The organism is Streptosporangium sp. NPDC004631 (genome assembly GCF_053601935.1).
Genome location: NZ_JBSGCR010000012.1, coordinates 142720 through 165700, shown reverse-complemented (window position 1 = coordinate 165700; position 22981 = coordinate 142720). Strand labels below are relative to the sequence as shown.

Below are 22981 nucleotides of genomic sequence, written 5' to 3'. Positions count from 1 at the left end.
GTGAAAGCGCTGCGGAGCCTGGAATCGTCCGATGGTCAAACCTATGTGACATGGGTGAGCGCGTCCCAGACGTTTTCCGCTTCGACGACGTCGAAGCCCGGCATGAAGTTCGCGTTCCGGCCGCCGACGGGGACCAGGGAGCGGTCGGCGCCGCGTTTCTGCCCGGAGTCGAGGGAGCCGGACGGGACCAGGGCTCGGGTGAAGCCCAGCCGCGCGGCCTCCGACAGGCGGCGGCGCACGTCGCGCACCGGGCGCAGCTCACCGGCGAGGCCGACCTCGCCCAGCACCACCAGCCCCCGGGGCAGCGGCTTGTCCCCCGCCGCGCTGGCCACCGCCAGCATCACCGACAGGTCCACCGCCGGATCGCTGAGCTTGATGCCGCCCACGGTCGCGGTGAACACGTCGCATCCGCCGAGCTTGGCGTTGAGCCGCCGCTCCAGCACGGCCAGCACCATCGTCACCCGGTAGGTGTCGAGCCCGGATGAGGAGCGGCGTGGCTGCTGGGCCTCGGTCCGCGCGACCAGGGCCTGGACCTCGGCCGGCAGTGGACGGGTGCCCTCCAGCGTGACGGTGACGCAGGTGCCGGGCACGGGCTCGGCGCGGTGGGAGACGAACAGGCCGCTGGCGTCGGCGATGCCCTCGATGCCCCCCTCGTGCAGGTCGAAGCAGCCGACCTCGTCGACGGGACCGTACCGGTTCTTGATCGCCCGGACCATGCGGAGCCGGGAGTGCCGGTCGCCCTCGAAGTGGAGCACGACGTCCACCAGGTGCTCAAGCGTCCGGGGGCCGGCGATCGAGCCGTCCTTGGTGACGTGGCCGACCAGCACCGTGGACATGCCGCGCTCCTTGGCCAGCCGGATCAGGTTTCCGGCGACCTCCCTGACCTGGGTGACGCCGCCGGGCACGCCGGTCGCCTGGGCGGAGCCGATCGTCTGCACCGAGTCGACGATCAGCAACTCCGGCTGGACCTTCTCGACGTGGGCCACCAGCGCGCTCAGATCGGTCTCGGCCGCGAGGTAGAGGCGGTCCTGGATCGCGCCGATCCGGTCGGCCCTGACCCGCACCTGGGCCGCCGACTCCTCGCCGGTGATGTAGAGAACGGTCCGCTGCCGCGCGATCTTGGCCGCGGCCTCCAGCAGGAGTGTGGACTTGCCGATGCCGGGCTCGCCGGCCAGCAGCACCACCGCGCCGGGGACCAGGCCGCCCCCGAGCACGCGGTCGAGCTCGCCCACCCCGGTGCTGCGCGCGTGCGCGACCTCGGCCTTGACCTCGCCGATCGGGACGGCCGGAGCCGACACCGGCCCGGCGGAGGTCACCGTGACGCCGCCGCGCGCGCTCTCCTCCTCGACCGTGCCCCAGGTCTGGCACTCGCCGCAGCGCCCCACCCATTTGGCGGTCTGCCAACCGCACTCACCACAGCGATAGCCGACCTTCTTAGCCATGGCCGCACGTTACAGGTGTTGACCGACAGGTTTCACCCCGGTACGGCGCGCGCCGTACCGGGATGAGGGCCGCGCGGGCACCTTGAGCGGTGCCCGGGAAGGGGCCGCGAGGGGCTTTGAGCGGGTTTTGAGTGGAACGGGACAGGGGGGTCGGCTCAGATGTGGCCTTCGAGGTCGGCCAGGATCAGGCGCTTCGGCTTGGCGCCCCTGACCTGCCCGACCACCTCGCCACCCTTGTAGAGGTTGAGCGTCGGCAGGCCGAGGATCCCGTACCTGGCGGAGATCTCGGGGTGGTCGTCGGCGTTGAGCTTGGCGATCGTGACGCGGTCGCCGTACTCGGCCTCGATCTCCTCCAGGACCGGCGCGATCATCCGGCAGGGCCCGCACCACTCGGCCCAGAATTCCACCAGGACCGGCCTGTCGTTGTCGAGCACCTGCTCGGCGAAGTTCTCGGTGGTCAAAGTGATCATGAATCTTCCCGTCTCTTCAGTACGCATCCGGGGCAGGCGGCGGACAGCTGCCCCGCCACCTCGGCTCTGCGGGCCAGCAGCGTGCGGATCTCGTCGTCGATCTCGGCCAGCTTGCGCCGGTAGACCGCCACCGAATCCGGGCAGGACCCGCCCGACTCGTGCCCGGCTCGCAGGCACGCCACGAACGGCCGCGCGTCCTCCAGGGTGAAGCCGACGGCGAGCAGCGCCCTGACCTCGATGACGAGCCTGAGGTCCGCCTCGCCGTACTCCCGGTAGCCGTTCGCCGCCCGCCGGGCCACGATCAGCCCCTGCTGCTCGTAGTAACGCAGCGCCCTGGGGCTGACCCCGGCCCGCCTGGCGAGTTCCCCGATCCGCATCCGCTCCTCCTTGTGACAGCACGGTAGGCGTTGACACCGGCGTCAAGGTCAAGCCCGAAAACCGCCGGAGCCGCGATCCGGTGTTCCGGCGGGTCACCGCGGGGCGGGGCGCCGGGTCAGAATCGCCTCCACCGCAGCACATTGGGGTAGGCGATCTCCAGGCCGGGGGTCTCGGCGATGGCCCGCTCGGCGATCGCCGGGGTGAACTCGATGCGCAGCACCGCCTCCAGGTCGGCCCGGCGCTCGAAGGCCATGCGCAGGTCGAGGGGCTGGGTCTGCCAGCCCTGGCGGGTCCAGAAGGTCTCCACCGACCTGGCCGAGTAGGACGGGACGGACTGGCTGAACCAGCGGCCGAACGCGCCGCGGGTGGCGTCCAGGTCGATCACGAAGGCCGCGCCGCCGCGCCGTACCACCCGGGACAGCTCGGCCAGCCCCGGCTCGCATCCGGGACCGAAGAAGTAGGCCCAGCGGGCGACGGCCAGGTCCACCGAGGAGTCGCCGACCGGCAGGGCCTGGGCGGTGGCCCGGTGCACCTCGACGTTGGGCAGGGCGTGGCAGCGGCGCCTGGCCAGCCGGACGAGGTCGTCGTGCGGCTCGACGCCGATCACCCTGGCGGCCGTGGCGGACACGGGCGGCAGGTGGTAGCCCGTGCCGCAGCCGATGTCCAGGACGGTCGCGGCGGTCCACGGCCTGATGGCGGCGATCGCCGCCTCCACCCGGCCCTCGGGGTCCACCGCCCGGTTCTCCAGCTCGTAGATCTGGGGGGTGTGCCAGATGTTGGGGCTGGGGATGGCGCCTTGCGCGAACCGCGACATGCCCCCCACGGTAGCGACACGTCCGTGCCGTCCTCACGCGATGGTTCGTGTGACGTCCGGGTGAGGGGCCGCGCGATGGTTCGTGTGATGATCCGTGTGATGTCCGACGCATCAGCGGGCCGGACGCCACCGCGGGCCGGGCGCGCTTAGGCTGGGCAACGTGAGCGAGTTGGTCAACGGCATCGGCGGCGCCCGCTCACGCGAACTCCGGGGCGGAGGCGAGGAAGCCGTATGAGCGTTACCCGAGTGCCCAGCGCGAAGATCGCACTGTCCACCGCTTCGGTGTATCCGGAGCGCACGCCGGACGCGTTCGAGCTGGCCGCGCGCCTGGGATACGACGGTGTGGAGATCATGGTCGGCGCCGACCCGGTGAGCCAGGACATCGACGTGCTGGAGCGGCTGTCGGATCACTATCAGCTGCCGGTGCTGGCCATCCACGCGCCGTGCCTGCTGGTCACCCAGCGGGTCTGGGGCAAGGACCCGTGGGCCAAGCTCCAGCGGGCCCAGCGGGCCGCCGAGCGGCTCGGGGCCAGGACGGTCGTGGTGCATCCGCCGTTCCGCTGGCAGCGCGAGTACGCGCGCGAGTTCGAGACCGGCCTGTCCAGGATGCGCGAGGAGACCGACGTGATCTTCGCGGTGGAGAACATGTTCCCGCTGAGGGCGCGGGGCAACGAGGTGGTGCCGTACTCCCCGGACTGGAACCCGGTCGACCACGACTTCCCCCATGTGACGCTGGACCTGTCGCACACGGCCGTGTCCGGTTCCGACGCGCTGGAGATGTTCGGCAAGCTCGGCGACCGGCTGGCCCACCTGCACCTGGCCGACGGCGTCGGGATAGCGAACAAGGACGAGCACCTGGTCCCCGGCCGGGGCAACCAGCCGTGCGCGCCCATTCTGGAGCGTCTGGCGGGCAGCGGTTACGGCGGGCTGGTCGTGCTGGAGATCAACACGCGTAAGGCCGCCGGCCGTACCGAGCGGATCGACGATCTCGCCGAGGCGCTGGCCTTCGCGCGTCTGTACCTCGCCACCTCCTCACGAGCGTGATCGGGCAGTCGGTGACGGGCGAGAGCGGGCCGGTGACGGAGGGCGCGGAGGGCAGGAGGCGTCCCGGGCGCAGGCCGGGGACGGCGGACACCCGGGGCGAGATCCTCGCGGCGGCGCGGGAGACCTTCTCCGCCAAGGGGTTCGACCGGGCGACCGTCCGGGGCATCGCCAGGCTGGCGGGGGTGGACCCGGCGCTGGTCCACCACTACTTCGCGAGCAAGGAGGGCATGTTCGTCGCGGCGATGGAGCTGCCGGTCGACCCCGGCGAGGTCGTCTCCGAGCTTCTCTCCGGGCCGCGCGAGGAGGTCGGTGAGCGGCTGGCCAGGCTCATCTTGACGATGACCTCGCGGGCCGAGGCCCGTCAGCCGGTGCTGGCGCTGATCCGCACCGCGATGACCAACGAGCGGATGGTCGCGGTGATCCGGGAGTTCATGACGCACGCGCTGCTGAACCGGGTCGCCGAGGCGCTCGGGGTCTCACCGGTCCGGATGGAGCTGGCCTTCGCGCAGATGTTCGGCGTGGTCCTGGCCCGCTACGTGCTCGAACTGGAGCCGCTCGCCTCGCTCGACGTGGAGGACCTGGTCGAGCTGCTCGCGCCCACGATCCAGCGTTATCTCGACGGGACGCCGTGACGCGGAAGCGGGTGCCCTGAAGCGGGTGCCCTGGGGAGTATAGAGCATTGTTCTGGGCACCGTGATGACCGTATGGTGACCCTGGTCGCCACGGCTCGCTGTCCGAAATTATGTTACTGGCGGGTAAGGTCTGTGGGGACCCGCCGTCACCGTGGTCGGGCCGCGGTCGTACGCTGTCAGCCAACGCCGTCTGTGGGAGGACACGTGCTCTGGGTAGCGGTCATTGGGCTGGTCATGACAGTCGTCGCGCTCGCGCTCGCCGCGCGCCGCGTGCTGTTTCTCTACAAGCTCGCCACTGTCGGGCCATCCGCGCCCGAGCGGATCGAATATGCCAGAGACAACATGGGTGCCGAGATCAAAGCCCAGCTGGTCGAGGTTTTCGGTCAGCGGAAACTGCTCAAATGGACGCCCTCCGGCACCGCGCACTTCTTCGTCATGTGGGCCTTCCTCATCCTGGCGACGGTCTACCTGGAGGCGTACGGCGCGCTGATCCAGGGCGCGATCACCGGCACGCCCGACTTCCACATCCCGATCGTCGGGACCTGGGCCGTCCTGGGCTTCCTGCAGGACTTCATCGCGGTCGCGGCCCTGCTCGGCCTGGTCGCGTTCGCGGTCATCAGGATCAAGAACTCGCCGGCCAGGCTGGGCCGTGACTCCCGCTTCTCCGGATCGCACCTGGGCGGCGCCTGGCTCGTCCTCTTCATGATCTTCAATGTGATCTGGACGATGTTCCTCTTCCGGGGCGCGGCGTTCAACACCGGCAACCTCCCCTACCGCTCGGGGGCGTTCGCGTCCGAGGCCGTCGCCGCCGCGCTGCTGCCCCTGGGGACCTCGGGCAACGAGATCCTGGAGCACGTCGGGCTGCTGCTGCACATCGGCGTCATGCTGGTGTTCCTCGTGATCGTGGTGAACTCCAAGCACCTGCACATCTTCACCGCGCCGCTGAACGTGCTGTTCTCCCGCCGCCCCGACGGCAACGGCGCCGCCCAGCCGATGCGCATCGACGGCAAGGTCGTCGACTTCGAGGACGAGGACCTCGACGGCGACAGGCTGGGCCGCGGCAAGATCGAGGAGACCACCTGGAAGGGCTTCCTCGACTTCTACACCTGCACCGAGTGCGGTCGCTGCCAGTCGCAGTGCCCCGCCTGGAACACCGACAAGCCGCTGTCGCCGAAGATGCTGATCCTGGACCAGCGCGACCACGCGTTCAAGATCGCGCCGTATCTGGCGGCCACCACCGAGCAGCGCGCGGACCTGCACGAGGACGTGCTGGCCCTGCTGGACAAGCCGCTGGTCGGCGAGGACGGCGTCATCCACCCGGACGTGCTCTGGTCCTGCACCAACTGCGGTGCCTGCGTCGAGCAGTGCCCGGTGGACATCGAGCACATCGACCACATCCTCGACATGCGCCGCTACCAGGTGATGGTGGAGTCGAACTTCCCGTCCGAGGCCGGCGTCATGGTCAAGAACCTGGAGAACAAGGGCAACCCGTGGGGCATGTCCGAGATGAAGCGGGCCGACTGGATCGAGGAGCTCGCCGGCCGCGCCGACGACCCCATCGAGATCCCGCTCGTCGACGAGAAGATGCCCGAGGACACCGAGTACCTCTTCTGGGTCGGCTGCGCCGGGGCCCTGGAGGACCGGGCGAAGAAGACCACCAAGGCCGTCGCCGAGCTGCTGCACATCGCGGGCGTGAAGTTCGCGGTGCTCGGCCCGATGGAGGCGTGCACCGGTGACCCGGCCCGCCGCCTGGGCATGGAGTTCCTCTTCGAGATGCTGGCCAGGCAGAACATCGAGACGCTGAACGAGGCCGGGGTCAAGAAGATCGTCGCGACCTGCCCGCACTGCTTCAACACCCTCGCCAACGAGTATCCGCAGCTCGGCGGCGCCTACGAGGTCATCCACCACACCCAGCTGCTGGCCAAGCTGGTGGAGGAGGACAGGCTGATCCCGGTCACCCCGATCGAGGAGAAGATCACCTACCACGACCCGTGCTTCCTCGGGCGCCACAACAAGGTGTACTCCCAGCCGCGCGACATCATGGCCAAGGTGCCCGGTGTGCGGACCCAGGAGATGCACCGGCACAAGGACCGGGGCTTCTGCTGCGGCGCCGGCGGCGCCCGGATGTGGATGGAGGAACGGCTCGGCAAGCGCATCAACACCGAGCGGGTGGACGAGGCGCTGACCACCGATCCCGACACCATCTCCACCGCGTGCCCGTTCTGTCTGGTCATGCTGGGTGACTCGATCAGCGAGAAGAAGAACGCGGGAGAGGCCAAGGAGACGCTGGAGGTCGTGGACGTCTCCCAGCTTCTGATCAAGTCCGTCAAGGGCCGGCTCGCCGAGTCCTCCGGCTCCCCGGCCTGACCCCGAATTCCCCCCGTCGGGTACGGCCCGCGCCCGCAGGCCGTACCTGACACTCGGTCAAGTTTCCGCGAAAAGGACAGAAGGTCCGAAACTCTTCCTTCTGATTACGGAAAAATCACGGTAACCTCAACGTCGCGTAGCTCATTTGACGGGGAGGGGGGCTGCGGTGCATGTCGTCGTAACCGATGCCGAGGTCACTTTGGCCGATGTACTGTCCCTCCGCCTGGCCATCGACGAGCCGCTCACCACCGGCACCGAGCTGGTTCTGCGCCAGCGGGGGACGGCAGTGGAGCACCGCGTTCCGCTGGGGGCCACCGGGACGGAGGCGCGGGACGCGACACTGGCGGTCTCACTCTCCCCGCTGACACTCAGTCCCGGCCGCTGGGACGCCTACCTGAGACGCGACGGGGCCCGCGCCCGGCTGCGCAGTGTCGATCCGGGCTTCTCCCTCGACCACCTCGACGCCTACGCGCTGAGCCGGCGCATACTCGCCTACCGGGCCTACCGGACCCGAAACGGTTTCCTGGCCCTCAAGGTCGACCAGGCCGAGCCGGTCGCCGAGGTCCGCGCGGTCTGGTTCCGTGAGGGCCGCTTCGAGGTCACCGGGCTGCTGGCCTTCACCGGCCTGGACGACGACGAGTCCCGGCACCGGGCACGGCTCGCGCTCCGCCGCAGAGGCCCGGACGCCGAGCTGCGCTCGGCCGCCACGGTCCAGGGGGTGCGCTTCCACGCCGCCCTCTCCCTGTGCGACGTGCTCGCCGCGGCGCCCGAGCAGCCGGGAACCTGGGAGCCCACGCTGGAGGTGGACGGCCTGGCGGCGCCGCTCCGCCTGGGCTCCCGGCTGGACGACGTGAACGGCAAGCGACGCCGCCTGCAGTATCCGGCGACGCGGATCGACGGGGTGCCGATCCGGCCCTGCTACACCGCGGACGACGAGCTCAGGATCGAGGTCGGAGGATGAGGATCTGCCTGCTCGTCCCCTCGATCTACGGCATGCGCGGTGACGTCAGGTCGGTCGTCAACCTCGCGGGGGAGCTGGCGGAACGTCACGACGTGGAGATCCTCAGTGTCCGCCGCCACCGGGAGAGGCCGTTCTTCCCGGTGGCGCCCCAGGTGACGCTCTCCTGGGTGATCGACGCGCTGCCCGGGGTGCGGCACCTGTTCCCGCAGGGCCAGATGCGCACCGAGGTCGCCCTCTGGCGGCGGCTGCGCGCGCTCAGGGCCGACGTGGTCATCGGCACCAGGCCGGGCCTGAGCGTCCAGGTGGCCAGGCACGCGCCGCGCGAGATCGTGCGGATCGCCCGGGAGTGGGGTCACCCGCCGATGCCGGGGCCGATCGTGAAGTTCTACCCCCGGCTGGACGCGGTGGTCGCCGCGACGGAGCGGAGCCGGCGTGAGTGGGGCCATCTCCTGGACGGCGGGGCCGACGTCAGCCTGATCCCGGACGCGCTGCCCGCGGGGCCCTGGCCGCGCTCGCGGATGGACAACCGCATCGTCGCCGCGGGCGGGCGCTGGGTGTCGGCGAGGGCCTACGACCGCCTGATCCGCGCCTTCGCCGTGGTGGCCGGCAAGCGGCCCGACTGGCGGCTGCGCCTGTACGGCGGAGGCCCGGAGGAGAGGCGCCTGCGCGGCCTGGTCCAGGACCTCGACCTGCACAACCACGTCTACTTCATGGGCACCACCTCCGATCTGACCGGCGAGTTCGCCAAGGCGTCGATCGTGGCGGTGACCTCCAGGGCCGAGACGTCGGGGACGGCGGTGATCGAGGCGATGGCCAGCGGGGTGCCGGTGATCGGGTTCGACAGTCCGTGCGGTCCCGGCGAGTTCGTGACCGACGGCCGCAGCGGGGTCCTGGTCGCCGAGGGGGACGGCGAGATCGAGGCGTACGCCTCCGCGCTGCTCGCGCTGATCGGCGACGAGCGGCGGCGCAGGGCGCTGGCGGCCGGCGCGCTGAGGGCCGCGGCGGCCCACCGGGCGTCGGCGGTGGCCGACCGGTGGGAGAAACTGATCGTGACCACGTCCCGCTGCGTCTGACACGGGTACCGTTGGGACATGCATGGGTACAGCGGGGACAAGCAGGCTTATCTGACGCGGTTGCGGCGGGTCGAGGGGCAGATCAGGGGCCTGCAGCGGATGGTTGACGAGGATGCCTACTGCATCGACGTGCTGACACAGGTGTCGGCCGCCACCCGGGCGCTTCAGGCGGTGGCGCTCGGCCTCCTGGAGGACCACATCGCGCACTGTGTCGCGGACGCCGTCGCCTCCGGTGGCCCGGAGGCGCAGGAGAAGATCAAGGAAGCCTCGGCGGCGATCGCTCGCCTTGTCCGTTCGTGACTAGTCACCGGACTATCTTTCCGAGCCACGTCCCGGACCCCGCCGAGGAGTCCGGGACTAGGCGGTTCAGTCGGTTCTTTCAATGGCCTCAGCAGATCGCCGAAGCACTTAACCCGAGCGCGTTGTCGAGCTCCGCCAAGGTGAGCGGCCGTTCGCTGATGGCGACGGCGGTAAGCACCTCGGCATAGAGTGCGATCTCGTCCAACGCGACACGGTCGTGGACCCTGGAGTCCAGATCGTCGTGCCCCACCGCGTCGTCCTTCCTTCCGCAGCCCACACCCACTTCGAGGTTACGGCGGAAGGTCTTTGCTGCCCATGGCCCATCGGGACCATTCCTTCCGAGCACCCCCCTGACCTCGTAGGGACCCTTTCCCGCACCCGAGATCACAATTCGGAAAATTGTCTGATGCATATGAGGTTGGAGCGGTATAAGAGCCCGAGAGAAAATAACTGAATTTGTGGTTTGTTTGTGCTGATGTTGGTCAGAAGTGGCGGGGGAAGGTGCCCGACACACCGGGCGCCGGATCGTCCCGCTCGTGGGTCAGCCGGTGCACCACCGCCGAGGCGGTGGTGAAGCCCCGCTCCGGCACCGCGGTCCCGGTGAGGCGGCACCACGCCAGCCCCGTGGCGTAGGCGGCGCCCAGCAGGGCCGCGGCGCCGGCCCGGTCCGGTGGGTGCAGCGCCGAGGGCAGCCTGCCGGAGCGCGGCCAGCACCCCCGGAGCGGGTGGGACGACTCGGTGAGCACCACGTGCAGGATGTGGCGCAGCTCGGGGTCCAGCCACGGGTAGAGCGGGTGGGCCGTCCCGGCGCCGAACGGCGACAGGTCGGCGGCGAGCAGCGAGGCCGCCACCGCCCGGGGGTCGGCGCCCTTCGGGACGAGGAACCCCAGCGTCTCGACCAGGTCGTAGACCGCGTGCTGGAAGTGCTCCCCCGGAGAGGAGTCCGGCAGCGTCACGTGCGGCGGGCGGCGTGACAGCCACGCCTGCCGTACCGCGTCGTCGCCGAGGTGGGCGACGGAGGAGTCGGGGCCGGTCCGGCGGAGCAACGGCTCCACCATGCTCACCAGGGCGTCGGCCCGGGGACGGAACCGCGGATCGCCCCTGATCACCCCCGCGGTGTCGGCCATCAGCGCGACCAGCCGGAGACCGGCCTCGGGGTGCCCGGCCCTGACCCGCTCGCCGTACAGCGCGGCCAGGTCCTCCAGCGAGGCCGGGGGCAGCCAGCGGACCCACTCGTCACCGGGGAGCGGGCGGGCCAGGAACTCGCCGAACATCGACAGCAGGACCTCGTTGCCGTCGAAGGCCGGCGCGTAGGCGCACCACATGAGCGTGCCCCAGATCGCGGCGACCGGGCTGGCCACCTCCCCGGCGAAGGTCTCGGTGAACGGGCCGGTGAGCGGGAAGTCCTCCCTGCGCCTGCCGCGCTGGGAGACGATCAGCTCGCGGACCCGCTCGGTGATCGTGGGGGGCACGTCCGGGCCGACGAACCCCTGGACCGACCCCCGGTCGGAGGTGAAGTCGTGCACGCCGGGGACCAGGTGCTGCGGGACCATCGAGGTGACCTGGACGACGTGCGCGGCCGCACGCGTCCCGGGATCGGCCGGTGGGGCCGTCAGGTGCCAGCGGCCGTCGGCCGGGTCCTGGCGGTACCACCGCGCGTGCGTGCCGAACAGCCAGCGTCCCCCGTCGGGGGTGACCAGGGTGCGCAGCGCGACGGCCTGAGCGCGCGCGGGCAGCGGGAGCGCCGCCCACCGGGGGTCGGCGACCATGACACGCGCATCCCTTTCGATGGCGTCGAACCCGTCCCACTGCCGCACGGCGGTCATGTTACCCACGGCTCCGCGGCGCGTCAGCGGCCCGGGGGATCACGGCGGGGGCGCGGGCCCTCACCCCCGGGTGACGACGGCCGCGGCCCGGTGCCGCTCGGCCTTGGCCATGTAACCGTCGGGGGTGCGGGCGAAGGAGGCGCGGTCGTCGTCGGTGAGCTCGCGGACGACCTTTCCCGGGACGCCCGTGACGAGCACCCCGGCCGGGATCTTCTTGCCGGGACCGACCAGGGCGCCCGCCGCGACCAGCGAGCCCGCGCCGATCCTGGCCCCGCCGAGCACGATCGCGCCGATGCCGATCAGCGCGCCGGTCTCCACGTGCGCGCCGTGCACCATGGCCTTGTGCCCGAGGCTGACCCGCTCCTCAAGGACGGCGGGCTCGCCGGGGTCGGCGTGCAGGCAGCACAGATCCTGGATGTTGCACTCCTCGCCGACCTCGATGAGCTCGTCGTCACCCCGCAGGACCGACCCGTACCAGACGTTCGCGGCCCGGCCCAGCCGTACTTTGCCGACGACCACGGCGCCCGGGGCGATGTAGGCGGTCGGGTGGATGCGGGGGATCGCGTCACCGTCGAGGGAGGCGATGTACGGTACGGCGTTCATGGATTGATGGTACGGGGCGGTCATCTGTCCGATATTTCGGCAAGCCCCTGGCGCGTTCCGGTTGCGGTCTTGGGCAGTAAGCAGGAAAGTCGTCTCCTGACGTCTCCTTTCCCGCCACACAACCTCCACGGGCAGTGCCATGACAAACCAGCACGAGAGCTTTCCCGATCTGATGCATGAGGACTCGTTCGAGGTCGTCATGCGCGGCTACAGCCGTCGCCAGGTCCACGACTACATGAACCGTACCCGCAACCAGGTCCGCGATCTGGAGGAACGGCTCACGCGGGCCATCGACCAGGTCGAGCAGAGCCGTATGGAGTTGTCCGAGGCCCGGCGGCGGCTCTCCGACGCTCCGCAAGACTACGACGAACTCGGTCAGCGGCTCAGCCAGATTCTGAAGCTGGGTGAGGAGGAGGCCGCGGCCAAGCGGCAGGTCGCCGACGACGAGGCCACCAAACTCCGCGACGACGCCGGGGCCGAGGCCGAGCGGCTGGTGACCTCGGCGCAGGAGCGGGCCGAGGGCATACTGACCGCGGCGCAGCAGGAGGCCGAGCGCAGGGTCGCCGAGGCCACCGAGTCGGCCGAGCAGATGCTCTCCCAGGCCGGTGGGGACGCGGAGGAGACCCTCAACGCCGCCCGCACCGAGTCCGAGGAGACCCTGCGCGCCGCCAGGACCGAGGCCGACCGGGTGCTCACCTCCGCCAGGAACGAGGCGGAGCGGACGGTCGAGGGCGCTCGGGCCGAGGCCGACTCCACCCTGGGCAGTGCCCGCGCCGAGGCGCACGCCATGCTGACGTCGGCCCAGCAGCGCTCCTCGACCCTGGACGAGACGACCGGCCGCCGGGTCTCCTATCTCACCGACACCCACCACGAGGTCATGCGCCGCCTCAACGAGATGAGCGCGGTGCTGGGCGACCTGCTCCACCGGGAGGGCTCCGCCGGGCCGCTGATCGACGAGAACGCCGTGCTTCCCCCGGCCCCGGTCCAGCCGGCGCCCACCGCCCCCGAGGCCGAGGGCGAGCCGGAGACCGAGGCCGGAACCGGGGAGGCGTCCGACATTCACGCCGGTGCCACGGTCGACGTCGAGCCCGACGTCGAGGCCGTCCGAGTGATCGTGGACGAGGACGAGCCCCGCGACGGCGACTTCGCCGGTGGTCGCCGCGCCGAGGGCTTCGACGACATCGAGGCGGCGGGCCCGGCGGTCAAGGGGAATGAGGAGTACGCGGGCCGTAAGTGACCTCCGGGTGTCCCCGCTCCCGTAGGCGATCGGGGCCGGGGACATCCTCGGGCCCCGCCCGGGGCACTCGCCCGCCGGTCGTGTTCCGGTTATATGCCACGGTCCCGTGATGTCCGAGATCAAGCGGAAGCCTCCGCCCCCGATTGGGTCGGAGGCTTCCGCGATTGGGTGCCCAGTGCCGGAGCCGCGAGATCCGCTGACCCGGGCACCGGGCGGTTCTCTCAGGGATCCTCTCGGTCGGAGAGGTCCTGTTGATCGTGTAACTGCTCCCGCAGTCTTTTCGGATCGTCCGCGTCGATGGTCATGGCGCAGCCGAGGTCCCGCTGGGCGGAGCTCAGCGGGTGGTGGCGAGTGGCCCACCACCGACCCGCGTCGCTCCGCCAGATCGTCCAGTCGGGAAACTCCCGGGCGATTTCCGCCAGATGCCGGTCAAATGACATCCCTGCACCTTCCCCGCGCCCAGGCCCTTGCGACGTTCCATCTCTGACGGTGAGCCACTTCTCTAGAGAAATCAATGATCGTGAAGGACAGGTCAACCTATCGCTTGACGGACAGGCTTGATCTATGAGTCGAAGTCGTAGTGGAGTACGTAGGCGGCGGCGTCGAGGATCATCTCGTTGACCTCGACCGGGACCCAGTCCTCCGTGTAGGCGATCCGGCAGATCACCATGACCGGGGTACCCGCCGGCAGATCCAGCTGAACGGTCTCATGGGGGTGCGGCATGCGGGCCCGCACCTCCTCGGTGAAGTGCGCCGGTGTGTGGCCGAGATCGCCCAGGCGCGCGTAGACGCCCCCGGGACCGGTGTCCTCCCTGATGATCGGGGTGTCCTCCACCAGGGCCGCGGGAAAGTGGGAGACGGCCAGCTGGACCGGCCTGCCGTCCACCGAGTAGCGCCGTCGCCGCACCCACACCTCCACGCTGTTCAGGACCCGCGCCACGGCCTCCTCCGCGGCCTCCCTGTCGATGGTGATCTCGTCCACGGTGTAGGGGCGGCCTGTGGTGTCGGAGTCCCAGATCGCCTGCCCCCGTCCCCACTGCTGCCGTGAGAGTCGCCGCGAGCCGTGCCGCCTGATCGGCCGGAACTGCCGGACGTAGACTCCCGAGCCACGCCTGGGCACGGCCAGGCCTTCGTTGATGAGCACGGACAGGGCCTGTCTGGCGGTCGCACGGGCTATGCCGTACTCGGCCATCAGGGCGTTCTCGCCCGGAAGCCGGTCCCCGTCTCGCAGTTCGCCGGACAGAATCGCTTCGCGGAGTCCGTCGGCGATGCGTCGATAGATCGGGGGCTCGGGAGGAACCGGGGATTGCTGCACGTTTTATCACCCTCTGTCACCAACCGGGTTTGGCGTCTCCAGAGAACTTGCCCCGTCTTGTCCACGATCGCACAGATGCAGGGGTTGGTCCCGTGCTTCTTTTGAGAGGATCGTGCCCGTGTGGCGAGCTGCGGGAGGTTTCCCGATCCGTTACCGGCACACGGTCGCGGCCGGGGCGCGCCCGGCCCACCACCTCCGCGTGACCGCCGCGGCCAGGACGGCACCCGCCGTGTTCACCAGTACGTCGTCGACGGAGCTCACCCGGCCGAGACTCAGGCCGTACTGGAGGAGCTCGACGGTGAGCGACGCGCCGGCGGCCACGCCCGCGATCCCGGCGAACGAGGCGAAGCGCGCCGAGCGCACCGGGAGCATGGCGCCGAGCGCGGCGAAGACCAGAAGATTGCCGCCGATCTGCACGAACGCCGTCTCGGCGGACCCGCGCAGCAGCGTGAACAGGTCTCCGAACGGGATGAGGCTGACGGTGCCGAAGTCCGCCTCCGGGGTGAGGGTCATCCAGATCCAGGGAGCGGTCCCGGCCACCATGACGACATCGGCGACGGCCGTACGGACCGGGAGGGGGTGGCCGTCGCGGGCGCGGCGACGGGCGAGAAGACGGGCGGCGGCGACGGCCGCCGGGACCGCCACGACGGCCGCCACGACGACGTGTCCCCATAACCGCCACACCTGTTGCATGGGGCCATGATGCCGGGGCGGGAGGGCTTCCAGGGGTACGGGAAGATCACCTTCAGGCAAGGGCCGTCCGCGCCCCCGGGGCCCGTGTTCCGAGGGCCGCCGGTGTCCCGGATCCGGCGGGGGCTCAGCGGACGTGCTGTCTGAGGAACTCCACGGTCCGCCGCCAGGCGACCGGCGCGGCCTGGGGGTCGTGGAACTGCGGGGCCTCGTGGTTGAGGAAGGCGTGCCCGGCCCGCTCGGCGACGTACACCTCCACGTTCGGCCGCCCGGCCGCGGCCTGCTCCACCCGGGCGACCTGATCGCGCGGGATGAAGGGGTCCGAGCCGCCGAACACCAGCAGCAGCGGACAGGTGATCTCGTCCATCAGGCCCGTGGCCCCGGGGACGGCGGAGCCGTAGAACGACAGCACCGCGTCCGCCTCGACGGTGGCCGCCAGGAGGTAGCCGACCGAGCCGCCCAGGCAGAACCCGACCACCCCGGCTCCGCCGCGCGCCTCGGGCAGCGCGCGCAGGTGGGCCAGCGCCATGGCCGAGTCGGCGACCCCCTGGGGGAGGTCGAACGCGGCGGCGGTCCTCATCGACGAGGCCACCCCGTCCTCGTCGTGGCCGGACACCCAGTTGGGCTGGATCCGCCAGAACAGGTCCGGCGCGCCGACCACGTATCCGAGCCCCGCCAGGTCCTCGGCGACGCTCCTGATGTACGCCCCGACGCCGAAGATCTCCTGAATCAGCAGCACGACCGGGCCGCCGCCGCTCTCGGGCAGCCACAGGTGCAGGTCGAACGAGCCGTCGGCGACGGTGACCGTCTCGGTACGGGCTTTCATGGGAACTCTCCTGCCGGCTGACCGGGTCGAACGAACAGTGAACCGCATACCCACCCCGCCGGGTCAGATGCCCCGGGTGAGAGCTCGGGAGATGCCCAGGGCCGCGGCCTTGACCGCGGGGGCCAGGCGGGTGGGCTGGAATCGGGCCAGGGGGACGGAGACCGACAGGGCGCCGACCGCGACGCCGTTGCCGAAGACCGGGGCCGCGATGCAGGCGCCGCCCAGCTGGGCCTCCTCGCGCTCGTAGGCCAGGCCCGAGGCCTGGATCTGGCCGATGGCCTCCTCAAGGCGCTGCGGGTCCACGATCGAGTGGGGGGTCAGCCGGCGCAGGGGGCGGCCGAGCACCTCGTCGATCAGCTCGGGCCCCGAGTAGGCCAGCATGGCCTTGCCGAGCCCCGTGCAGGACAGCGGGAGGCGACCGCCGACCCGGGAGGGCAGGGCGAACGCCTCCTGACCACGGATCTTCTCCACGTAGACCACGTCCAGGCCGTCGCGCACGCCCAGATGCACGGTTTCGTGGGTGGCTTCGTAGAGATCGTGCATGAAGGGCAGCGCCGCGTGTCTCAGGTCGCGTTCCAGGGGCACGATGGAACCGAGTTCGAACAGTCGGCGGCCGAGATAGTAGCCGTCCTCGCGGCGGGTGATCGCGCCGATCTCGGTGAGCTCGGCGAGGAGCCGGAAGGCGGTGGTCTTGGGCAGATGGCATCGCTCGGCGACCTGGGTCAGCCGGAGGGGGCCTCCCGTGGGGCGGAACGCGTCCAGGACAAGCCAGGATTTCTCCAGCATCGAGAGGCGATCGGGGTTCCGTGTCACGGAACACATTGTTGCCCACAATCGTCTTGACCTCTATACCCGTAGATAGTGACCCAGCGGGGGTTCTTTTCCGAGGAGAAGTCTTGTCTGACCAGGTGACCCACTTCATCGGTGGGGTACCGGCCGCCGAGGGGGCGACGTTCGCCGTCCACGATCCGGTGACCGGACGGCCGGTCCGTCTGGTCCACGAGGCGGACCGTTCCGTCGTCGACCGGGCGGTCGACGCGGCCCGCGCCGCCCTGCCGGGCTGGGCGGCGCTGCCGGTGGCCGAGCGGGCCGGCTGGATGCGCCGGCTCGCCGACGCGATCGAGGAGCGGTTCGAGGACCTGGTGGCCGCGGAGATCGCGGACACCGGCAAGTCGATCACGCAGACCCGGACGCTCGACATCCCGCGCGGCGCGGCCAACTTCCGGTCCTTCGCCGAGATCGCCGCCCAGCGTCCGGAGAGCGCGTTCCATCTGACGGACGTGCTGAGCTACACCGTGCGCAAGCCGCTCGGCGTGGTCGCGGTGATCGTGCCGTGGAACCTGCCGTTCCTGCTGGCCACCTGGAAGATCGGCCCCGCGCTCGTCGCTGGCAACACCATCGTGGTCAAACCCTCCGAGCACACGCCGGGCTCGGTCGCCGTGCTGGCGGACATCGCCGCCGCGATCGGCCTGCCACCGGGCGTCCTCAACGTGGTGCACGGGTTCGGCGGCGGCTCCACCGGCCAGTTCCTGGTCGAGCACCCGGGGGTGGACGCGGTCACCTTCACCGGCGAGAGCCGTACCGGATCGACGATCATGAAGAGCGTGGCCGACCGGGTCAAGCCGGTCTCGTTCGAGCTGGGCGGTAAGAACGCCGGGCTGGTCTTCGCCGACGCCGACCTGGACGCGGCCGTCGAGGGGAGCGTCCGGTCGGTCTTCACCAACGGCGGCCAGGTCTGCCTGTGCACCGAGCGGCTCTACGTGCAGCGGCCGGTCTTCGAGGAGTTCGTCACCCGGCTGGCCGAGCGGGCCGGGGAGCTGAGGTTCGGCCGCCCCGCCGACGAGGACACCACGATGATGCCGATGATCTCCGCGGAGCACCGGGACAAGGTGCTCTCCTACTACCGGCTGGCCGCCGAGGAGGGGGCGGAGATCCGGGCCGGGGGCGGCGTGCCGAGTTTCGGCGACGACAGGGACGGCGGTTACTACGTCGAGCCGACCGTGCTGACCGGGCTGCCGCGGACCTCCAGGGTGAACCGGGAGGAGATCTTCGGGCCGATCTGCCACGTGACCCCGTTCGACACCGAGGCCGAGGCCGTCGAGCTGGCCAACGACAGCGAGTACGGCCTGGCGGCGACGGTGTGGACCTCGCGGCTCAGCAGGGCCCACCGGGTCGCCCAGTCGCTCCAGGCCGGCCTGGTCTGGGTGAACACCTGGTATCTGAGGGACCTGCGCACCCCGTTCGGCGGAGTGAAGCTGTCGGGCATCGGCAGGGAGGGCGGCACCCACTCGCTGGACTTCTACTCCGAACCCACCACGATCACGATCAGGCTGGAGCCGGAACATGACTGAGCGGAGCGAGACGGCCGACGCGCTCGTCGAGGCGGCCGACCGGCTGCTGGAGGCGGCGCGCGACGGCAAGCCCTGCGCTCCGGTGCGGGAGATGCTGCCGCTCGGGACCGCCGAGACCGGCTACGCCGTACAGGAGATCAACACCAGGCGGGCGCTGCACGACGGGCGGCGGCTGGTGGGGCGGAAGATCGGCCTGACCTCCCCGGCGGTCCAGCGCCAGCTCGGCGTGGACCAGCCGGACTTCGGCATGCTCTTCGCGGACATGGCCCACCCCGACGGCCTGCCCATCCCGGCCGGCGACCTCCTGCAGCCCAAGGCCGAGGCGGAGATCGCCCTGGTCCTCAAGGCGGACCTGGTGGGAGGGCCGTTCACGGTGGCCGACGTCATCCGGGCGGTCGACTTCGTGCTGCCGGCGATCGAGATCGTGGACAGCCGGATCGCCGGGTGGGACATCACGCTGCTGGACACCGTCGCCGACAACGCCTCCAGCGGGGCGTTCGTGCTCGGCAACACCCCGGTCGAGCTGCGCGGCCTGGACCTGCGCCTGGCCGGGATGACCATGAACCGGGGCGGCCGGGAGGTCTCCACCGGGGCGGGCGCGGCCTGCCTGGGCCATCCGCTCAACGCCGCCGTCTGGCTGGCCAACGCGCTGGGCGGCAGGGACTTCCCGCTGCTGGCCGGCGACGTCGTGCTGACCGGGGCGCTCGGGCCGATGGTCCCCGTCGAGCCCGGTGACGTCTTCGAGGCCCACATCGACGGCGTCGGCTCGGTAAGGGCGGTCTTCTCATGACCTCGGCAAAGGTGGTCTTCTCATGACCCTGGTAGGGGCGGTCCTCACATGAAGGTGAACGAGGCCGGCGTGGCCGGCGAACGGACGGATCCGCCCGCGGAGCGGGCGCGGAGCGGCGGACGGCCGATGAAGATCGCCATTATCGGCTCCGGGAACATCGGCACCGACCTGATGTTCAAGGCCCTGCTCTCCAAGCGGGTGGAGGTCGTCGCCCTGGCGGGCATCGACCCCGACTCCGACGGTCTCGCCCGCGCCCGGCGGCGCGGGGTGGCGACCACCCACGAGGGGGTCGAGGGCCTGGTGGCGCTGCCCGGCTTCGCCGAGGTGGACGTCGTCCTCGACGCGACCTCGGCCAAGGCGCACCTGCACAACGACCGGGTGCTCCGGGCGCACGGCAAGCGGGTCATCGACCTGACCCCCGCCGCCGTCGGTCCCTACGTGGTGCCCCCGGTGAACCTGGACGCCCACCTCGGCGAGCCGAACCTCAACATGGTCACCTGCGGCGGGCAGGCGACGATCCCGATCGTGGCGGCCGTGGCCTCCCGGACCCCCGTCAGGTACGCCGAGATCGTCGCCTCGATCGCCTCCAGGTCCGCGGGCCCCGGCACCCGCGCCAACATCGACGAGTTCACCGAGACGACCTCCCGGGCCATCGAGAAGGTCGGCGGGGCCGCGCTGGGCAAGGCGATCATCGTGCTCAACCCGGCCGAGCCGCCGTTGATCATGCGGGACACGGTCTACTGCCTCGTCGACGAGTGCGACGAGGCCGAGGTGACGCGGGCCGTACAGTCCATGGTGGACAGGGTCCGCGACTACGTGCCCGGTTACCGGCTCAAGCAGGACGTGCAGTTCGACCGGATCCCGGTGGGGGAGCCGCTGCCCACCGGGGAGCGGAACGGGGGGATCAAGGTGAGCGTCTTCCTGGAGGTCGAGGGCGCCGCCCACTATCTGCCCGCGTACGCGGGAAACCTGGACATCATGACCTCGGCCGCGCTGCGCACCGCCGAGCGGCTGGCGGAGGTGAACGTGTGAGACTCTACGTCCAGGATGTGACGTTGCGGGACGGCATGCACGCCATCCGGCACCGCTACACCACGGCCCAGGCCGCCCAGATCGCCGCGGCGCTGGACGCCGCGGGTGTGGCGGCCATCGAGATCGCCCACGGTGACGGTCTCGCCGGGGGCAGCTTCAACTACGGCCCGGGCGCGCACACCGACGACGAGTGGATCGAGGCGGTCGCCGGGGCTGTACGGCGGGCGAGGCTGACGACCCTGCTGCTCCCCGGGATCGGCACCATCCACGACCTCAGGCGTGCCCACGCGCTCGGCGTGAGCTCGGTCCGGATCGCCACCCACTGCACCGAGGCCGACATCTCGGCCCAGCACATCGCCACCGCCCGCGAGCTGGGCATGGACGTGGCCGGGTTCCTGATGATGTCCCACATGGCCCCGGCCGGGGAACTGGCGCGGCAGGCCAAGCTCATGGAGTCGTACGGCGCGCACTGCGTCTACGTGACCGACTCCGGCGGCAGGCTGACCATGGACGGGATGCGGGACCGGGTCAGGGCCTACCGCTCGGTGCTCGACGAGGGCACGGAGATCGGCGTCCACGCCCACCACAACCTGGGGCTGGGCGTGGCCAACTCGGTCGTGGCGGTGGAGAACGGCACCTACCGGGTGGACGCCTCCCTCGCCGGGATGGGCGCGGGCGCGGGCAACTGCCCGATCGAGGTGTTCGTCGCGGTGGCCGACCTGATGGGCTGGGAACACGGCTGCGACCTGCACGCCCTGATGGACGCGGCCGACGACCTGGTCCGGCCGCTGCAGGACCGTCCGGTCCGGGTGGACAGGGAGACTCTGACGCTCGGCTACGCCGGGGTCTACTCCAGCTTCCTGCGCCACGCCGAGGCGGCCTCGGCGCGCTACGGCGTCGACACCCGGACCATCCTGACCGAGGTGGGCCGCCGCCGGATGGTCGGCGGCCAGGAGGACATGATCGTGGACATCGCGCTGGACCTCCTCCGTGCGGAGGAGGGGTCGTGACCGACGTTCGCCGCCTCGCCGCGGTGCTCGACGAGGCCGCGCGTACGGCCCGCGCGGTGCCGCAGCCGGAGCCGGAGCCGGGCTACGACGTGGCCGCCGCCTACCGGGTTCAGGACGAGCTGCTCCGGCTCCGCCTGGACCGGGGGGACCGGCTGGCCGGGGTGAAGCTGGGCCTCACCAGCGAGGGCAAGCGCCGTCAGATGGGCGTGCACGACGTGATCTTCGGCCGGGTGCCGGAGTCGTCGGCCGTGCTCGACGGCTCACACGCCGACGTCTCGGGATACATCCATCCCCGGGTCGAGCCGGAGGTCGTCTACCTGATCGGCCGCCGCGTCGAGAGCGTCGCCGACGCCCTGGCGCCCGGCGCCGTCGCGGCGGTGGCCCCCGGCATCGAGATCATCGACTCCCGCTACCGGGACTTCCGGTTCTCGCTGCCGGACGTGATCGCCGACAACACCTCGGCCGCCGGATACGCGATCGGCCCATGGCGGTCCTACGATTCCGCCCGGTGGAACCTCGGCGTCGTCTTCGAGATCGACGGCCGCCCCGTCCAGGTCGGCTCGACCGCCGCGATCCTGGGCGATCCGCGCCGGGCCGTGGTGGAGGCCGCGCGGCTGGCCGTACAGGTGGGGGTGGTTCTGGAGCCCGGGTGGATCCTGCTCGCCGGTGCCGCCACGCCCGCCGAGCCGCTCACCCCCGGGGCCCATGTCCGGGTGGAGATCCAGCATCTGGGCTCGGTCTCGTTCACCGCCGGGGACATCGGCGGGGACACCGCCGCGGGAGCGGGGGACGCCGGGAAAGCGGGGAAGGCCGGGAAGACCGGCGGAGGCACGACCGGGGGCGCCGGGACGGGCGCCGCCGCGGGGACATCGGGGAGGACATCATGACCGGGGGGCTCGTCGTCACGGGCAAGGCCGCACCGCGCGGGAGATTTCCGCACGTCAAGCGGGCCGGAGACTTCATCTACGTGTCCGGCACCAGCTCCCGCCGGCCGGACAACACGATCATCGGCGCCGAGGCCGACGAGTTCGGCACGGTCAAGCTCGACATCGCCCAGCAGACCCGGGCCGTGATCGAGAACATCGCCGACATCCTTCGGGCGGCGGGGGCCGAGCTGAGCGACCTCGTACAGGTCACCACCTACCTGGTCACCATGAACGACTTCGGTGGCTACAACGCGGTCTACGCGGAGTACTTCGACGAGACGGGCCCGACCAGGACCACCGTCGCCGTTCACCAACTGCCCCACCCACACCTGCTCATCGAGATCCAGGCCGTGGCCTACAGACCGGAGGAGCGCCAGTGATACCCCCCATCGACTTCACCAAGTGGATCGACGAGCACGCCCATCTGCTCAAGCCCCCGGTGGGCAACAAGGTCATCTTCGAGGACTCCAACGACCTCATCGTGATGGTGGTCGGCGGGCCGAACGCGCGGACCGACTTCCACGTCGATCCGTACGAGGAGCTCTTCTACCAGGTCCGCGGCAACATGCACGTCAACGTCATGACCCCGGAGGGGCCGGAGACCGTCCATATCCGCGAGGGGGAGATGTGGCTGCTCCCGCCGAACCTGCCGCACTCGCCGCAGCGCCCCGAGGAGGGCTCGGTCGGATTCCTGGTGGAGCGGATCAGGCGGGAGGGCGTGCTGGAGAAGTTCCGGTGGTACTGCCAGGAGTGCGACGCGGTGGTCCACGAGGTGGAACTCCAGGTCCGTGACATCGTGGCCGACCTGCCGCCGATCTTCCAGTCCTTCTACGACGACGAGAAGGCCCGCACCTGCGACAACTGCGGGGCGTTCCACCCGGGCAAGGGATAACC

Annotated in this window: 26 protein-coding genes; 14 read left to right on the top strand and 12 right to left on the bottom strand. The window is 70.8% G+C overall.

Features of this window, described 5'->3' with window-relative positions:
- Positions 1-41: 41 nt before the first annotated feature.
- From radA to ACWEF2_RS15210, 4 genes are all read right to left on the bottom strand, one after another.
- Positions 42-1442, bottom strand: coding sequence for a DNA repair protein RadA (radA, locus tag ACWEF2_RS15225; RefSeq protein WP_453815549.1), 1401 nt, complete (start codon positions 1440-1442; stop codon positions 42-44).
- A gap of 155 nt (positions 1443-1597) precedes the next feature.
- A complete protein-coding gene (trxA, locus tag ACWEF2_RS15220; RefSeq protein WP_453815547.1) occupies positions 1598-1912 on the bottom strand; it encodes a thioredoxin in 315 nt (104 codons plus the stop codon).
- Positions 1909-2289 carry a MerR family transcriptional regulator gene (locus tag ACWEF2_RS15215; RefSeq protein ID WP_453815545.1) on the bottom strand — a complete coding sequence of 127 codons (381 nt, stop codon included), beginning with the start codon at positions 2287-2289 and terminating at the stop codon, positions 1909-1911. The genes trxA and ACWEF2_RS15215 overlap by 4 nt, the downstream gene beginning before the upstream one ends.
- Before the next feature lie 116 nt (positions 2290-2405).
- On the bottom strand, positions 2406-3104 hold the full coding sequence (locus ACWEF2_RS15210; RefSeq protein WP_453815543.1) for a class I SAM-dependent methyltransferase: 699 nt from the start codon (positions 3102-3104) through the stop codon (positions 2406-2408).
- Between the two features lie 231 nt (positions 3105-3335).
- Between ACWEF2_RS15210 and ACWEF2_RS15205 the strand changes: the two genes are divergently transcribed.
- The 6 genes from ACWEF2_RS15205 to ACWEF2_RS15180 all read left to right on the top strand — a co-directional run bounded on the left by ACWEF2_RS15205 (position 3336) and on the right by ACWEF2_RS15180 (position 9481).
- Entirely contained in the window at positions 3336-4148 is an 813-nt protein-coding gene (locus tag ACWEF2_RS15205; RefSeq protein ID WP_453815541.1) for a sugar phosphate isomerase/epimerase family protein, read from the top strand.
- A gap of 11 nt (positions 4149-4159) precedes the next feature.
- A complete protein-coding gene (locus ACWEF2_RS15200) occupies positions 4160-4780 on the top strand; it encodes a TetR/AcrR family transcriptional regulator (RefSeq protein WP_453815539.1) in 621 nt (206 codons plus the stop codon).
- Positions 4781-4984: 204 nt separating this feature from the next.
- The gene (locus ACWEF2_RS15195) at positions 4985-7147 is read left to right on the top strand and encodes a (Fe-S)-binding protein (RefSeq protein ID WP_453815537.1); all 2163 of its coding nucleotides are present in this window, start codon (positions 4985-4987) and stop codon (positions 7145-7147) included.
- Between the two features lie 166 nt (positions 7148-7313).
- Positions 7314-8108, top strand: coding sequence for a hypothetical protein (locus ACWEF2_RS15190; protein WP_453815535.1), 795 nt, complete (start codon positions 7314-7316; stop codon positions 8106-8108).
- Positions 8105-9181 carry a glycosyltransferase gene (locus ACWEF2_RS15185; RefSeq protein WP_453815533.1) on the top strand — a complete coding sequence of 359 codons (1077 nt, stop codon included), beginning with the start codon at positions 8105-8107 and terminating at the stop codon, positions 9179-9181. The genes ACWEF2_RS15190 and ACWEF2_RS15185 overlap by 4 nt, the downstream gene beginning before the upstream one ends.
- Positions 9182-9199: 18 nt before the next feature.
- Entirely contained in the window at positions 9200-9481 is a 282-nt protein-coding gene (locus ACWEF2_RS15180; protein ID WP_453815532.1) for a metal-sensitive transcriptional regulator, read from the top strand.
- Positions 9482-9569: 88 nt separating this feature from the next.
- Here the strand turns inward: ACWEF2_RS15180 and ACWEF2_RS15175 are convergent, their stop codons facing one another.
- From ACWEF2_RS15175 to ACWEF2_RS15165, 3 genes are all read right to left on the bottom strand, one after another.
- On the bottom strand, positions 9570-9731 hold the full coding sequence (locus tag ACWEF2_RS15175; RefSeq protein WP_012895481.1) for a hypothetical protein: 162 nt from the start codon (positions 9729-9731) through the stop codon (positions 9570-9572).
- A gap of 232 nt (positions 9732-9963) precedes the next feature.
- Complete coding sequence (locus ACWEF2_RS15170) at positions 9964-11307, bottom strand: hypothetical protein (protein ID WP_453815529.1); 1344 nt, start codon at positions 11305-11307, stop codon at positions 9964-9966.
- A 60-nt stretch (positions 11308-11367) separates the two neighbouring features.
- Positions 11368-11910, bottom strand: a complete 543-nt coding sequence (locus ACWEF2_RS15165) for a gamma carbonic anhydrase family protein (protein WP_453815527.1) — start codon at positions 11908-11910, stop codon at positions 11368-11370.
- Positions 11911-12049: 139 nt separating this feature from the next.
- Here ACWEF2_RS15165 and ACWEF2_RS15160 point away from each other — a divergent pair, with 139 nt between their 5' ends.
- Positions 12050-13147, top strand: a complete 1098-nt coding sequence (locus tag ACWEF2_RS15160; protein ID WP_453815525.1) for a DivIVA domain-containing protein — start codon at positions 12050-12052, stop codon at positions 13145-13147.
- Positions 13148-13368: 221 nt separating this feature from the next.
- Here ACWEF2_RS15160 and ACWEF2_RS15155 read toward each other — a convergent pair whose 3' ends face one another.
- From ACWEF2_RS15155 to ACWEF2_RS15135, 5 genes are all read right to left on the bottom strand, one after another.
- The gene (locus tag ACWEF2_RS15155; protein ID WP_453815523.1) at positions 13369-13587 is read right to left on the bottom strand and encodes a hypothetical protein; all 219 of its coding nucleotides are present in this window, start codon (positions 13585-13587) and stop codon (positions 13369-13371) included.
- A 122-nt stretch (positions 13588-13709) separates the two neighbouring features.
- On the bottom strand, positions 13710-14462 hold the full coding sequence (locus tag ACWEF2_RS15150) for a GntR family transcriptional regulator (RefSeq protein ID WP_453815521.1): 753 nt from the start codon (positions 14460-14462) through the stop codon (positions 13710-13712).
- A gap of 150 nt (positions 14463-14612) precedes the next feature.
- Positions 14613-15119 carry a VanZ family protein gene (locus ACWEF2_RS15145; RefSeq protein ID WP_453815519.1) on the bottom strand — a complete coding sequence of 169 codons (507 nt, stop codon included), beginning with the start codon at positions 15117-15119 and terminating at the stop codon, positions 14613-14615.
- 160 nt (positions 15120-15279) lie between these two features.
- The gene (locus ACWEF2_RS15140) at positions 15280-15978 is read right to left on the bottom strand and encodes a dienelactone hydrolase family protein (RefSeq protein ID WP_453815517.1); all 699 of its coding nucleotides are present in this window, start codon (positions 15976-15978) and stop codon (positions 15280-15282) included.
- Positions 15979-16041: 63 nt separating this feature from the next.
- A complete protein-coding gene (locus tag ACWEF2_RS15135) occupies positions 16042-16800 on the bottom strand; it encodes an IclR family transcriptional regulator (RefSeq protein WP_453815515.1) in 759 nt (252 codons plus the stop codon).
- A 74-nt stretch (positions 16801-16874) separates the two neighbouring features.
- Here ACWEF2_RS15135 and ACWEF2_RS15130 point away from each other — a divergent pair, with 74 nt between their 5' ends.
- The 7 genes from ACWEF2_RS15130 to ACWEF2_RS15100 all read left to right on the top strand — a co-directional run bounded on the left by ACWEF2_RS15130 (position 16875) and on the right by ACWEF2_RS15100 (position 22979).
- Positions 16875-18329 carry a 2-hydroxymuconic semialdehyde dehydrogenase gene (locus ACWEF2_RS15130; protein ID WP_453815513.1) on the top strand — a complete coding sequence of 485 codons (1455 nt, stop codon included), beginning with the start codon at positions 16875-16877 and terminating at the stop codon, positions 18327-18329.
- The gene (locus ACWEF2_RS15125; protein WP_453815511.1) at positions 18322-19119 is read left to right on the top strand and encodes a 2-keto-4-pentenoate hydratase; all 798 of its coding nucleotides are present in this window, start codon (positions 18322-18324) and stop codon (positions 19117-19119) included. The genes ACWEF2_RS15130 and ACWEF2_RS15125 overlap by 8 nt, the downstream gene beginning before the upstream one ends.
- 126 nt (positions 19120-19245) lie before the next feature.
- A complete protein-coding gene (locus tag ACWEF2_RS15120) occupies positions 19246-20151 on the top strand; it encodes an acetaldehyde dehydrogenase (acetylating) (protein WP_453815509.1) in 906 nt (301 codons plus the stop codon).
- Complete coding sequence (gene dmpG / locus ACWEF2_RS15115; protein ID WP_453815507.1) at positions 20148-21161, top strand: 4-hydroxy-2-oxovalerate aldolase; 1014 nt, start codon at positions 20148-20150, stop codon at positions 21159-21161. The genes ACWEF2_RS15120 and dmpG overlap by 4 nt, the downstream gene beginning before the upstream one ends.
- On the top strand, positions 21158-22048 hold the full coding sequence (locus ACWEF2_RS15110) for a 2-keto-4-pentenoate hydratase (RefSeq protein WP_453815505.1): 891 nt from the start codon (positions 21158-21160) through the stop codon (positions 22046-22048). The genes dmpG and ACWEF2_RS15110 overlap by 4 nt, the downstream gene beginning before the upstream one ends.
- Positions 22045-22467 carry a RidA family protein gene (locus ACWEF2_RS15105; RefSeq protein WP_453815503.1) on the top strand — a complete coding sequence of 141 codons (423 nt, stop codon included), beginning with the start codon at positions 22045-22047 and terminating at the stop codon, positions 22465-22467. Before ACWEF2_RS15110 ends, ACWEF2_RS15105 begins: the two co-directional genes overlap by 4 nt.
- Positions 22464-22979 (top strand): 3-hydroxyanthranilate 3,4-dioxygenase, encoded by a 516-nt coding sequence (locus ACWEF2_RS15100; RefSeq protein WP_453815501.1) that lies wholly within the window; start codon positions 22464-22466, stop codon positions 22977-22979. Before ACWEF2_RS15105 ends, ACWEF2_RS15100 begins: the two co-directional genes overlap by 4 nt.
- The last annotated feature ends 2 nt before the right edge of the window (positions 22980-22981 follow it).